Source organism: Enterobacter cloacae complex sp. Mu1197 (assembly GCF_040059225.1).
GTDB lineage: Bacteria > Pseudomonadota > Gammaproteobacteria > Enterobacterales > Enterobacteriaceae > Enterobacter > Enterobacter quasiroggenkampii.
In genome coordinates this window covers 2,648,649-2,662,388 of the sequence record NZ_CP157375.1, presented here as the reverse complement: position 1 = coordinate 2,662,388, position 13,740 = coordinate 2,648,649, and the positions used below count along the sequence as shown (strand labels likewise).

Genomic DNA, 13,740 nt, shown 5'->3' with positions numbered 1-13,740 from the left:
ACTTGCGTAACACAAAGTAAAACAAAGAGTTACTTTCTGCGTCAGCACACTAATTTACTAAAAGAGCCTTACCTTAGCATCATCCCTTTTTGTCAGGTGACCTCCCTGGGGGTGTAACCAAGATTACTCACTTCTGAGTACGAAAATCATGATCTGTGTCAATTTTCCCCCAAGCTGATACCTTTCAGCAGGGTTATTTCGTGCTGATTTTTCCAGTGTTAAATAATTACGTAAGTATTGGAAGCGGCGCTATCATTGATTATACATATGTTTAACATCCTGAAATGATAACGTTTTGGTACAGATTTCAAGTGAAGTATGCTGATAAAAAGGGTATCTTCAGCGCGATTTCTCACGACAAATTGTCAGTCCAGGGCATGTGTATAAGCGGAGCAAAACGTGATCCAAACGCTCTTTGATTTTCCAACGTATTTTAAATTTTTTATTGGTTTGTTTGCCCTGGTCAACCCGGTGGGGATCATTCCTGTCTTCATTAGTATGACGAGTTACCAGACAGCGGCGGCCAGGAACAAAACCAACCTCACCGCTAACCTGTCGGTAGCGATCATATTGTTGACCTCTCTTTTTCTCGGCGACACGATTCTTCAGCTGTTCGGGATTTCCATTGATTCTTTCCGTATTGCCGGCGGGATCCTGGTGGTGACCATCGCCATGTCCATGATCAGCGGTAAGCTGGGCGAGGATAAGCAGAATAAACAAGAGAAGTCAGAAACCGCTATTCGCGAAAGCATTGGCGTAGTGCCGCTGGCCTTACCGCTGATGGCCGGTCCGGGTGCCATCAGTTCAACTATCGTCTGGGGGACGCGTTACCATAGCCTGATGCACCTGATTGGCTTTTCAGTGGCTATTGCCATTTTTGCGCTCTGCTGTTGGGGTGTGTTCCGCATGGCACCCTGGCTGGTACGCTTGCTGGGTCAAACGGGCATCAACGTCATTACGCGTATCATGGGCCTGTTGCTGATGGCGTTAGGGATCGAATTCATCGTCACGGGTATTAAAAGCATTTTCCCCGGTTTATTGCATTAATACTTCATATGAAAGGACGGAGCGACGGCTCCGTTTTTTTACGTGATTATCAGCAAATCATATAACTAAAGTTGAAATGCTCACATATCATAATAAATTCTACTAATAATGTTCATTGCTTGTATTTCAATAGGTTATTAATTCCGCCTCAACCCGCCTGCACAGAAAATCTTCGATCGCTCTGTTATTTTACTCACATGATACTCTTGGGCTTGCTGAGAGATAACCGAAATGATATTAGTAATTTCAACATTCCCCTAGACGAATGTGCTAAATAATAACCAGTTGTTAAATTTTTGTACAAAGTCACTCGATGATAGCGCAGCGACGCGCTTGTAGAGAAAATTTTCTCTATCCTGTTGAATGTCATGTTGTTTTACTGATATTCGATGTCTGGCAGGGCTGCCCTCAACGATACGGTACTCACCGTAAAAGAGAATTGCTTAACAAATTTGCAAAATGTATTGGCGCACGTTTACGCCATTTGATACTTTCCGGCCTAATATTTTGCAGCATAAAACAATCAGATGAGAATTATTTTCATATAGTTCTCTTCTCAGAAATCCAGCGCAGGCCTCAAACAGGGGAGGCCTGTAAAGAATCGACGCAAGACGGCCATACGAGCGGTCAGTAATAAAAAAGTCGGTGATAGCAAGCAGTAAAAGAAGAACCTGACAGCAGCAAAAAAAACTCCTGCGCTGTACAGGCCCCAACAGGGGATTACACAGCTGGCGAAGGCCAGTCATTATAATGAGTGGAGTACCAACACAATGTCCATCATCACAAAAAAAAATCTGGTAGCGGCGGGGATTTTAACTGCGCTAATCGCGGGAAACGCTGCAATGGCTGCGGACGTTCCTGCAGGTGTTCAGCTGGCGGAGAAGCAGACGCTGGTGCGTAACAACGGTGCGGAAGTTCAGTCTCTCGACCCGCACAAAATTGAAGGTGTTCCTGAGTCTAACGTCAACCGCGACCTGTTCGAAGGTCTGCTGGTAACGGACGTAGACGGCCACCCGGCACCGGGCGTGGCAGAAAAATGGGAAAACAAAGATTTCAAAGTCTGGACCTTCCATCTGCGTAAAGATGCGAAATGGTCCGACGGTACGCCGGTGACGGCTGAAGATTTCGTTTATAGCTGGCAGCGTCTGGCGAATCCAACGACCGCCTCTCCGTATGCGAGCTACCTGCAATATGGCCATATTGCCAATATTGATGACATCATCGCGGGCAAAAAACCGATCACCGATCTGGGCGTTAAGGCGATCGATGCCAATACCTTCGAAGTCACGTTGAGCGAACCTGTTCCGTACTTCTATAAGTTGCTGGTTCACCCGTCCGTCTCCCCGGTACCAAAATCCGCCGTGGAAAAATTTGGTGAAAAATGGACCCAGCCTGCCAATATCGTGACCAACGGTGCCTACAAGCTGAAAGACTGGGTGGTCAACGAGCGTATGGTACTTGAGCGTAACCCGCAATACTGGGACAACGCGAAAACCGTGATTAATCAGGTTACCTACCTGCCAATTTCGTCCGAAGTGACTGACGTTAACCGCTACCGCAGCGGCGAAATCGACATGACCTATAACAACATGCCGATTGAACTGTTCCAGAAACTGAAGAAAGAGATCCCTAAAGAAGTTCACGTCGACCCGTACCTGTGCACCTACTACTATGAAATTAACAACCAGAAAGCACCGTTCACCGACGTACGCGTTCGTACTGCGCTGAAGCTGGCACTGGATCGCGATATCATCGTGAACAAAGTGAAAAACCAGGGCGATCTGCCGGCATACAGCTATACCCCTCCATACACCGATGGCGCAAAACTGACCGAGCCAGACTGGTTCAAACAGACGCAGGAACAGCGTAACGCAGAAGCGAAGAAACTGCTGGCCGAAGCGGGCTATACCGCGGATAAGCCGCTGACCTTCAGCCTGCTGTACAACACCTCCGATCTGCACAAAAAACTGGCTATCGCCGTTGCCTCGATCTGGAAAAAGAACCTGGGCGCGAACGTGAAGCTGGAGAATCAGGAGTGGAAGACCTTCCTCGACAGCCGTCATCAGGGCACCTTTGACGTGGCGCGTGCTGGCTGGTGTGCGGACTATAACGAACCGACCTCCTTCCTGAACACCATGCTGAGTGACAGCTCAAACAACACCGCGCACTATAAGAGCCCGGCGTTTGACAAGCTGATCGCCGACACGCTGAAAACCACTGACGAAGCACAGCGTACTGAACTGTACTCTAAAGCTGAGCAGCAGCTGGATAAAGATTCCGCGATCGTTCCGGTTTACTACTACGTTAACGCCCGTCTGGTGAAGCCGTGGGTAGGTGGATATACCGGTAAAGACCCGATGGATAATATCTACGTTAAAAACTTGTATATTATCAAGCATTAATGGCAATGAGTGGGGCGGGCATGCTCGCCCCACGGTGTCTAACCAACGTCACATTATATAGGCACACGCCAGAAGGTACGGGCAATGTTGAAATTTATCCTACGTCGCTGTCTGGAAGCGATTCCAACGCTATTTATTCTCATCACGATTTCCTTCTTCATGATGCGCCTTGCGCCGGGAAGTCCATTTACCGGTGAGCGTACGCTGCCGCCAGAAGTCATGGCGAATATCGAAGCGAAATACCACTTAAACGATCCTATCTCTACCCAGTACTTCAACTACCTGAAGCAGCTGGCGCACGGTGATTTTGGACCGTCATTTAAATATAAAGACTATTCCGTTAACGACCTGGTGGCGTCCAGCTTCCCGGTGTCGGCGAAATTGGGTGCTGCGGCATTCATTCTGGCGATCGTTTTCGGGGTCACCGCTGGCGTCATCGCCGCGCTCAGACAAAATACCAAATGGGATTATGCCGTAATGGGGGTGGCGATGACCGGGGTAGTCATACCCAGCTTCGTTGTCGCGCCATTACTGGTGATGATATTTGCCATTACGCTGAAGTGGCTGCCTGGCGGCGGCTGGAACGGCGGGGCACTCAAGTTCATGATTTTGCCGATGGTGGCATTATCTCTGGCGTACATCGCCAGTATCGCGCGTATCACCCGTGGTTCAATGATCGAAGTGCTGCACTCGAACTTCATTCGTACCGCGCGCGCGAAAGGGCTGCCGATGCGTCGGATTATCTTCCGCCACGCGCTTAAACCGGCGCTGTTGCCCGTGCTCTCCTACATGGGCCCGGCATTCGTCGGGATCATCACCGGCTCGATGGTTATCGAAACCATTTACGGCCTGCCGGGCATTGGTCAGCTGTTTGTTAATGGCGCGCTCAACCGCGACTATTCGCTGGTACTGAGCCTGACCATTCTCGTCGGTGCGCTGACCATTCTCTTTAACGCAATCGTCGATGTTCTGTACGCCGTCATCGACCCGAAAATCCGTTACTAACTGGAGCACGCCATGATGTTGAGTAAGAAAAACAGCGAGGCGCTGGAAAACTTCAGTGAAAAACTGGAAGTGGAAGGTCGTAGCCTCTGGCAGGACGCGCGTCGTCGCTTTATGCACAACCGCGCGGCGGTGGCGAGTCTGGTAGTTCTGGTGATCATCGCACTGTTTGTGACCCTGGCGCCGATGCTGTCGCAATTTACCTATTTCGACACCGACTGGGGCATGATGTCCAGCGCGCCGGATATGGAGTCTGGCCACTATTTCGGCACGGACTCTTCCGGACGCGATCTGCTGGTGCGTGTCGCTATCGGGGGGCGTATCTCGCTGATGGTCGGGATTGCTGCCGCGCTGGTGGCGGTGATCGTGGGGACGCTCTACGGCTCACTGTCCGGCTACCTTGGCGGCAAAGTGGACTCGGTGATGATGCGTCTGCTGGAAATCCTGAACTCCTTCCCGTTTATGTTCTTCGTCATCCTGCTGGTGACCTTCTTTGGTCAGAATATCCTGTTGATCTTCGTGGCCATCGGGATGGTGTCATGGCTGGATATGGCGCGTATTGTTCGCGGCCAGACGCTGAGCCTCAAACGCAAAGAGTTTATCGAAGCCGCGCAGGTCGGCGGTGTCTCTACCGGGAATATCGTGGTTCGCCATATCGTTCCTAACGTGCTGGGCGTGGTGGTGGTCTATGCCTCACTGCTGGTGCCAAGCATGATCCTGTTTGAATCCTTCCTGAGCTTCCTCGGTCTGGGTACGCAAGAGCCGCTGAGCAGCTGGGGCGCGCTGCTGAGTGACGGTGCAAACTCAATGGAAGTATCACCGTGGCTGCTGTTATACCCGGCGGGTTTCCTGGTCGTTACCCTGTTTTGTTTTAACTTTATCGGCGATGGCCTGCGTGATGCCCTCGACCCGAAAGACCGTTAAGGAGCGCCGTCATGACAATGATTGAAACGGCAACCACGCCACAGGCGCAGCAGCGGAGCGACCTTCTGCTGGACGTAAAAGATCTTCGCGTCACCTTTAAGACCCCGGACGGGGATGTGACCGCCGTGAACGATCTCAACTTCAACCTGCGCGCGGGCGAAACGCTCGGCATCGTGGGTGAATCCGGATCCGGGAAATCCCAAACCGCCTTTGCGCTAATGGGCCTGCTGGCCGCTAACGGTGTGATTGGCGGTTCCGCAAAATTCAACGGTCGCGAAATCCTCAACCTGCCGGAGCACGAGCTGAACAAGCTGCGCGCCGAGCAGATCTCGATGATTTTCCAGGATCCGATGACCTCGCTGAACCCGTATATGCGCGTCGGTGAGCAGCTGATGGAAGTCCTGATGCTGCACAAAGGTCTGGGCAAAGCCGAAGCCTTTGAAGAGTCCGTCAAAATGCTCGATGCGGTGAAAATGCCGGAAGCGCGCAAGCGCATGCGTATGTTCCCGCACGAGTTCTCTGGCGGTATGCGTCAGCGCGTGATGATTGCGATGGCGCTGCTGTGCCGGCCAAAACTGCTGATTGCCGACGAACCGACCACCGCGCTGGACGTTACCGTTCAGGCACAAATCATGACCCTGCTGAACGAGCTGAAGCGTGAGTTCAACACGGCGATTATCATGATCACCCACGACCTGGGCGTGGTGGCGGGCATCTGTGACAAAGTGCTGGTGATGTATGCCGGCCGTACCATGGAATACGGCAAAGCGCGTGACGTATTCTATCAGCCTGCTCATCCTTACTCGATTGGCCTGCTGAACGCGGTACCGCGTCTCGATGCGGAAGGGGAGTCCCTGCTCACCATTCCAGGCAACCCGCCAAACCTGCTGCGCCTGCCGAAAGGCTGTCCGTTCCAGCCGCGCTGCCCGCACGCGATGGAAATCTGCAACAGCGCACCGCCGCTGGAAGAGTTTGCACCAGGCCGCCTGCGCGCCTGCTTTAAGCCGCAGGAGGAGCTGGTATGAACGCATTAGATGAAAAACGCAATGTGTTGCTCGAGATTGCTGACCTTAAGGTGCATTTCGACATCGAAGACGGCAAACAGTGGTTCTGGCAGCCGTCGAAGACCCTGAAAGCGGTGGACGGCGTCACGCTGCGCCTGTATGAAGGGGAAACCCTGGGCGTGGTGGGCGAGTCCGGCTGCGGTAAATCGACCTTTGCGCGCGCCATTATCGGTCTGGTGAAAGCCACCGACGGCAAAGTGGCTTGGCTGGGTAAAGATCTGCTGGGCATGAAACCCGACGAGTGGCGCGACGTGCGCAGCGATATCCAGATGATTTTCCAGGATCCGCTGGCGTCGTTAAACCCGCGTATGACCATCGGTGAGATTATTGCCGAGCCGCTGCGGACCTATCATCCGAAGATGTCCCGTCAGGAAGTGCGCGATCGCGTTAAGGCGATGATGCTGAAAGTCGGGCTGTTGCCTAACCTCATCAACCGCTATCCGCACGAGTTCTCCGGCGGTCAGTGTCAGCGTATTGGTATTGCGCGCGCCCTGATCCTCGAACCGAAGCTGATTATCTGTGATGAACCGGTTTCCGCGCTCGACGTCTCCATTCAGGCGCAGGTGGTTAACCTGCTGCAGAAGCTGCAGCGCGAAATGGGGCTGTCGCTGATCTTCATCGCGCATGACCTGGCCGTGGTGAAACACATCTCTGACCGTGTGCTGGTGATGTATCTGGGGCACGCCGTGGAGCTGGGCACCTATGACGAGGTGTACCACAATCCGCTGCACCCGTACACCAAAGCGCTGATGTCGGCAGTGCCGATCCCCGATCCCGATCTGGAAAAGAATAAGACCATCCAGCTTCTGGAAGGGGAATTGCCTTCACCGATTAACCCGCCGTCGGGCTGCGTCTTCCGCACGCGCTGCCCAATGGCCGGGCCGGAATGTGCGAAAACGCGACCGGTTCTGGAAGGCAGTTTCCGACATGCGGTTTCCTGCCTGAAAGTAGACCCGTTATAATCGCAAGGGCTGACATGATGTCAGCCCTTATATTTTGCGAGGTCACTGTGTCGCGTTTATTCACGTCAGCCCGTCGGCGGCTTTATCATGTTTTATTCGATCCTGAAACGGTATCCGGGCGACGCTTCGAAGGTCTTTGCGGTTTATTTGCGCTCCTCAGCGTGGTGGTCATCTTTATTGAGTCAGGCGCCGGGACGCAATACCACCTGACGTTTGACGAATGGCATGTCTTTGTCTGGCTTGAGCTGGCGATTACCCTGGTGTTTACCGCTGAATATCTGCTCAGAGTAATGGCCTGGCCCAACCCGGCCCGATATGTTTTCAGCTTCTGGGGATTTATTGATTTAGCCACCATTCTGCCGCTCTACGTCATGTGGCTGTGGCCGGAAATCAGCCTGAGCTATGTCTTTGCCTGGCGAGCGATGCGCGTTATTCGCGTATTACGAATTCTGAAATTACTGCGCTTTATGCCCTCACTGCGCGTGTTCTGGAGCGCTATCGTCAGCGCGCGGCATCAGCTTATTCTCTTCTACTCGTTTATTGCCATCGTCATGATCGTTTTTGGCGCGCTGATGTATTTGATAGAGGGGCCGAAATATGGTTTCACGACGCTCAATGCGTCCGTTTATTGGGCGATAGTGACCGTGACGACCGTCGGGTACGGTGATATAACGCCCCATACGCCGCTGGGCCGCATTGTGGCCTCAGTGCTGATTTTGATTGGCTATTCGGTTATTGCTATTCCGACCGGGCTTATTACCACGCATATGAGCAGCGCATTTCAGAGCCGCAAGCAGCAGCGCAAATGTCCGGCATGTCACCAGGGTGAACATGACCTTAACGCGCGGTTTTGTAACCGCTGCGGAAATGCGTTGCCGGAGTAAATAAAAAAGGCTGCAATCGCAGCCTTTTTTATTATTCGCGCCAGAGAATATGACACAGCTTGTGGTCTTTCTCTCGACAGAGCAGGACGCGGGCGAAAATATCGTTAATCTCGCCACCGTCTTCATCGGCCAGCCCGATCACCACTTCGGCGAAGAAGTCAGGGTTCAGGTCGAAATCCACATGCTCAGCCCAGTCTTCTGAAGGGTCAAACAGTTCGGCACCGCCGCGCTCTTCGAACTGCAGATTAAAGAGGATCACGTCTGCGGGATCGAGGTTATCAACCGCCAGTTCGAGAAAAATGTCATAGGCCTGCTCGAGCGTTTCGTCTTCGGTCAGGCGATTGTTCAGATCCATTTCCATGATGACTACCTGTTTAACATCGTTGGGCACGTTTTACAGCAACGGACTAAAGAAGTAAAACAGTCGTTCGGCAATTCTCTGCCACAGCGGACGTTTTACCCACAGTCTGGCATCCAGCAGCCGCGAGCGGGAGATATAATCATCCTGCACCGCCGCGAGATCGCCGCCAAATCCGGCATCATCAATAACCAGCGTGATTTCAAAGTTGAGCCACAGGCTGCGCATATCCAGGTTCACTGTCCCCACCAGGCTTAACTCGCCGTCGACAAGCACGCTTTTGGTGTGGAGCAATCCGCCTTCGAACTGGTAGATCTTCACCCCTGCAGCCAGCAGTTCGCTAAAGAATGCCCGGCTGGCCCAGCCCACCAGAAGGGAGTCATTTTTGCGTGGCAAAATAATGCTCACATCGACGCCGCGCTGCGCCGCGGTACAGATCGCGTGCAGGAGATCATCGCTGGGGACAAAGTAGGGCGTCGTCATGATCAGGTATTCACGCGCCGAGTACGTCGCCGTCAGCAGCGCCTGATGGATCAAATCCTCCGGGAAGCCCGGCCCGGAAGCAATGGTATGAATGGTGTGACCGCTGGCCTCTTCAAACGGCATAATATTGGCGTCCGGCGGTGGCGGCAGAATGCGTTTGCCGGTTTCTATCTCCCAGTCGCAGGAGTAAACGATGCCCATCGAGGTGGCAATCGGCCCCTCCATTCGCGCCATCAAATCCACCCACTGGCCCACGCCCGAGTCCTGCTTGAAGAAGCGCGGATCAACCATGTTCATGCTGCCGGTGTAGGCAATATAGTTATCGATCATGATCATTTTGCGATGCTGACGGAGATCCATCCGGCGCAGAAACACGCGCAGCAGGTTAACCTTCAGCGCTTCAACCACTTCGATACCGGCATTGCGCATCATGCCCGCCCATGGGCTACGGAAAAATGCCACGCTGCCTGCGGAGTCAAGCATCAGACGGCAGTGAATACCGCGTCGCGCCGCGGCCATCAGCGATTCAGCGACCTGATCAGCCATCCCGCCGGGCTGCCAGATATAAAAAACCATCTCGATATTATGACGTGCCAGCTGGATATCGCGGATTAATGCCTGCATGACGTCGTCGGACGAGGTCAGCAGCTGCAGTTGATTGCCTTTAACACCACCAATCCCCTGACGGCGCTCGCACAGCTTAAACAGTGACGAGGCGACGCTGCTGTTCTCCTCGGCAAAGATATGCTTGCAGGCCTTCAGATCGTTCAGCCACTTTGCGGTTGAGGGCCACATGGCGCGGGCCCGCTCGGCGCGGCGTTTGCCGAGATGAAGCTCACCGAAAGAGAGATAGGCAATAATTCCCACCAGCGGCAGGATGTAGATGATCAGAAGCCAGGCCATGGCAGAGGGTACGGCTCTGCGCTTCATCAGGATGCGTAACGTTACACCCGCGATTAACAGCCAGTATCCCAAAATGACCAGCCAACTCACCACGGTGTAGAAGGTTGTCATAGGTAAAAAAATCCTTTTGAAAGCGTATTGTTATGAGTGTACGCATCAGGATTCATCTGGCAAATAAAAACGCCAGGTAAAAGCGCTGGTTTGCTGCCCGCATGGGTTTATAATGTCGTCTCTGTTAGAGAAAGAGTTGTAGACATGAAGCGCAGTAGAACAGAAGTAGGGCGCTGGCGCATGTTGCGACAGGTGAGTCGTCGCAAGGCTCGTTGGCTGGAAGCACAATCCCGCCGCAATATGCGTATTCACGCCATCAGAAAATGTGGAATGACCCGGCATCGCAACGCGTTGCTGTTCGCAGTCCAGGATATCTGAGTACCATGAGGGCACCGTAATGGTGCCCGCTGATTTTATAGAGTCTGATTTTTAGGAGTAGCGTATTTGCAGCGCTACTCCTGCTGTGTTGAGCAAAAGGAGGGAGAAGAAGTGTTTGCGGAGTTTGGCGTACTGAATTTCTGGACGTATGTTGTTGGCGCGTTTTTTATCGTGCTCGTACCGGGGCCGAATACCCTGTTTGTGCTTAAAACCGGAATTGGACACGGCGTTAAAAAAGGGTATTTTGCCGCGTCGGGCGTATTTATCGGCGATGCGGTACTGATGTTTCTGGCCTGGGCGGGCGTCGCGGCATTAATCCAGACCACGCCGGTACTGTTTAATATCGTGCGCTATCTCGGCGCCTTCTATCTGCTGTGGCTGGGCGGCAAAATGCTCTGGTCGGTCATTACCCGGCAGAATCACGCTCAGGAGAGCGGTACCGAGCCTGCCAGCGCGATCATGAAACGTTCGCTGGTATTGAGCCTGACGAATCCAAAAGCGATTCTGTTCTACGTATCGTTCTTCGTTCAGTTCATTGACGTGAACGCACAGAGCACTGGCACCTCTTTCCTTATTCTCGCGACGACGCTTGAGTTAATCAGCTTCATGTACATGAGCTTCCTGATCTTCTCCGGTGCGTTTGTCACGCGTTATCTCAAAACGAAAAAGAAACTGGCAAAGCTGGGGAATGGGCTGATAGGGCTGCTGTTTGTCGGGTTTGCGGCGAGGTTGGCGTCGCTGCATTGATTGATGAAAGGCTCCGGAGGGAGCCTTTTTAATGTCTGGCGTAGCTGGGAAGCCGCGCCAGACAAGGCTTCACGTTTTACTACTAGCAGCCAAAAGCCATAAAAAGAGGCTAGGGTGTGGACACATTGTGGACACTCTGACCACCATTAGCACCCTTCAACGGGTTACACGTGCCGAACTCCGTCAGGTGCAAGGTGTTTTAAACCGTATTGACCGTCTGCCGTTTTTCCTGCAAACGCTGTTTACATCGCGTTATAACTTCATCCGCCGTAAAAAGAGCCCTTTGGGTGGGCTGTATTTCCTTAAAAACACGTTTGAGCGCAAGCTGCTGCCGTGTCTTGAGCGTGTTAATGAGCTGTGCGGGATGAATGAATCCGCCTCGATTGGTTTTCTGTCCGAGCGCGACCAGTATGCGCGCTTACCAGATATGAATGACAAAGAGCTCAGGAAATTTGCGGCCGGAATTGCCTCTCAGCTCTGGAGCAAATACGAGGAGTTAAGCGACGCTTGGGCGGATGCTCACGGCGGGAAAGATACACTTTTCACCGATGAAGCTCAGTCGCACCTATACGGGCAATTGGCCGGTATTGCTCGCGCATTTAACATCACCCTGATGTACTGGAAAAAATACCGTAAGGGTCAGATGACGATCCGCATGGCATTTTCCGCTATTTCACGACTGATTAAAGAGGAGTGGTGGGTCAACCAGCTCAAAGCACAGCGGATGCGCTGGCGCGAGGCGCTGCTCATCGCTGCCGGTGAGGTCAACAAAGACCGTTCACCTTACGCAAGCAAAATGGCGATCCGAGATGTTCACGCGCGCCGTCTGGCTAATCTCGAATACCTGAAATCCTGCGAGCTGGAAAACAAAATCACCGGCGAACGTATTGACCTCATAAGCAAGGTCATCGGGAGTATTTCGAACCCTGAAATACGTCGTATGGAGCTGATGAATACTATCGACGGGATTGAACGCTACGCGACCAGCGTTGGTGACGTGGGGATGTTTATCACGCTGACCACGCCATCGAAGTATCACCCGACCCGTCAGGTTGGCAAAGGTGAAAGCAAAACGGTGCAGCTCAATCACGGCTGGAACGAAACAGCATTCACACCCAAAGACGGCCAGCGCTATCTATGCCGAATCTGGAGCCTGATGCGTACAGCTTTCAAAGATAACGATTTAGAGGTTTACGGGATGCGCGTTGTCGAACCGCACCATGACGGCACGCCACACTGGCACATGATGCTGTTTTGCAAACCCGGTCAGCGTAAAGCCATTAACGAAATTATGCGTCGTTATGCCCTCAAAGAGGACGGACACGAAAAGGGCGCGGCAAAACAGCGCTTTGAGTCACGCCATCTTAATCAGGGCGGAGCGGCGGGTTATATTGCTAAATACATTGCAAAAAATATCGACGGTTACGCGCTCGACGGCCAGCTCGATAATGAGACCGGCAAGCCTCTGAAAGATACGGCCGCAGCCGTCACCGCATGGGCGTCAACATGGCGTATCCCTCAGTTTAAACCGATTGGTCTCCCAACGATGGGCGCTTACCGCGAACTGCGCAAACTGCCGCGTGGGGTGAGTATTGCCTGCGAGTTTGACGACAGGGTCGAGGCCGCGCGAGCTGCAGCAGATGAGGGTGACTTTGAGCGGTACATCATCGCGCAGGGTGGGGCAAACATGCCGCGTGATGCTCAGGCCGTCAGGGTCGCCCGTAAGGTGACGGATGAGGTTAACGAGTACGAGGAAGATATCGAGAGGGTGGTCGGTATTTATGCCCCTCATCTCGGGGCTGACCGTGTCCATGTAACCCGTACAGCCGAATGGCGAATCGTTCCAAAGATTTTGGCCGTTGAGTCTTTGACCTTAAAAAGCGGCTCTGCCGCGCCTCGGAGTCCTGTCAATAACTGTGGAAAGCTCACCGGCGGTGGCGATCCAGTTATGACCCCCACACCGTCTGAGCAAGCCGCAGCGGTGTTAAATCTGATTGAGCGCGGGGTTATCGGCTGGAATGAGCCGGACGTCGTGAAGGTGCTTAACGGGGCGTTAAAGGCTGGCGCACCGCGCAGATATCGGCAGCAAAGAAGCAATGCGCCGCTCAAAACCAGCGAGCAAGCGCCATCAGCAAGGATGACAAAGCCCGAAAGGGATCGCGTCGCAAAAATTCGTTTCAATTTAGCTCAGGAGGGCATTACCCCGGAACGGTGGGAGCTCGACGCGCTGGCGCGTGGGGCAACGGTGATTTATGGCGATAAAAAATTCAAATACGGGGCTGCTAATGGGTGGCCGGGATTTTCAATGCAAGATGACTGAGGTGAATGACTAAAATCCATGAGTAAAAAATTGCACTGATGAGTCGTAACTATATGAAATAAATCTAAAAAAAATATTTTTTATGCCTGATTAATCGAAGTTATGCGTTAACTCAGTCTTTTTACTAAAGAGAGATAAGGCCCATTCGCTGTACCTCTAGGCAGTTTTTAACTACCTCAAGTGCATGGAAGATCGTGTTCTGATGAATAAGGAGT

At 52.7% G+C, this 13,740-nt stretch carries 12 protein-coding genes; 10 read left to right on the top strand and 2 right to left on the bottom strand.

Annotated elements, in window-relative coordinates:
• Nucleotides 1–399 precede the first annotated feature (399 nt).
• From ABFV38_RS12610 to ABFV38_RS12580, 7 genes are all read left to right on the top strand, one after another.
• Nucleotides 400–1,047: a YchE family NAAT transporter gene (locus ABFV38_RS12610; RefSeq protein WP_008502784.1), complete on the top strand. Its 648-nt coding sequence runs from the start codon at nt 400–402 to the stop codon at nt 1,045–1,047.
• 770 nt (nt 1,048–1,817) lie between these two features.
• Entirely contained in the window at nt 1,818–3,449 is a 1,632-nt protein-coding gene (gene oppA, locus ABFV38_RS12605; RefSeq protein WP_008502785.1) for an oligopeptide ABC transporter substrate-binding protein OppA, read from the top strand.
• A gap of 84 nt (nt 3,450–3,533) precedes the next feature.
• Nucleotides 3,534–4,454, top strand: coding sequence for an oligopeptide ABC transporter permease OppB (gene oppB, locus ABFV38_RS12600; protein ID WP_008502786.1), 921 nt, complete (start codon nt 3,534–3,536; stop codon nt 4,452–4,454).
• Nucleotides 4,455–4,466: 12 nt separating this feature from the next.
• A complete protein-coding gene (gene oppC / locus ABFV38_RS12595) occupies nt 4,467–5,375 on the top strand; it encodes an oligopeptide ABC transporter permease OppC (protein WP_008502787.1) in 909 nt (302 codons plus the stop codon).
• An 11-nt stretch (nt 5,376–5,386) separates the two neighbouring features.
• Nucleotides 5,387–6,400: an ABC transporter ATP-binding protein gene (locus tag ABFV38_RS12590; protein ID WP_348957363.1), complete on the top strand. Its 1,014-nt coding sequence runs from the start codon at nt 5,387–5,389 to the stop codon at nt 6,398–6,400.
• Nucleotides 6,397–7,401, top strand: coding sequence for a murein tripeptide/oligopeptide ABC transporter ATP-binding protein OppF (oppF, locus tag ABFV38_RS12585; RefSeq protein ID WP_348957362.1), 1,005 nt, complete (start codon nt 6,397–6,399; stop codon nt 7,399–7,401). Before ABFV38_RS12590 ends, oppF begins: the two co-directional genes overlap by 4 nt.
• A 14-nt stretch (nt 7,402–7,415) precedes the next feature.
• Nucleotides 7,416–8,285: an ion transporter gene (locus tag ABFV38_RS12580; protein ID WP_348957361.1), complete on the top strand. Its 870-nt coding sequence runs from the start codon at nt 7,416–7,418 to the stop codon at nt 8,283–8,285.
• 31 nt (nt 8,286–8,316) lie between these two features.
• Here the strand turns inward: ABFV38_RS12580 and ABFV38_RS12575 are convergent, their stop codons facing one another.
• Together ABFV38_RS12575 and cls are read right to left on the bottom strand one after the other, a co-directional pair.
• Nucleotides 8,317–8,646, bottom strand: a complete 330-nt coding sequence (locus ABFV38_RS12575) for an HI1450 family dsDNA-mimic protein (RefSeq protein WP_006810881.1) — start codon at nt 8,644–8,646, stop codon at nt 8,317–8,319.
• A gap of 33 nt (nt 8,647–8,679) precedes the next feature.
• Nucleotides 8,680–10,140, bottom strand: a complete 1,461-nt coding sequence (gene cls, locus ABFV38_RS12570; RefSeq protein WP_348957360.1) for a cardiolipin synthase — start codon at nt 10,138–10,140, stop codon at nt 8,680–8,682.
• A gap of 144 nt (nt 10,141–10,284) precedes the next feature.
• Between cls and ABFV38_RS12565 the strand changes: the two genes are divergently transcribed.
• From ABFV38_RS12565 to ABFV38_RS12555, 3 genes are all read left to right on the top strand, one after another.
• The gene (locus ABFV38_RS12565; protein ID WP_021240326.1) at nt 10,285–10,458 is read left to right on the top strand and encodes a YciY family protein; all 174 of its coding nucleotides are present in this window, start codon (nt 10,285–10,287) and stop codon (nt 10,456–10,458) included.
• Nucleotides 10,459–10,569: 111 nt separating this feature from the next.
• Complete coding sequence (gene leuE / locus ABFV38_RS12560) at nt 10,570–11,205, top strand: leucine efflux protein LeuE (protein WP_348959422.1); 636 nt, start codon at nt 10,570–10,572, stop codon at nt 11,203–11,205.
• A 187-nt stretch (nt 11,206–11,392) separates the two neighbouring features.
• A complete protein-coding gene (locus ABFV38_RS12555) occupies nt 11,393–13,525 on the top strand; it encodes a replication endonuclease (RefSeq protein ID WP_348959421.1) in 2,133 nt (710 codons plus the stop codon).
• Nucleotides 13,526–13,740 lie beyond the last annotated feature (215 nt).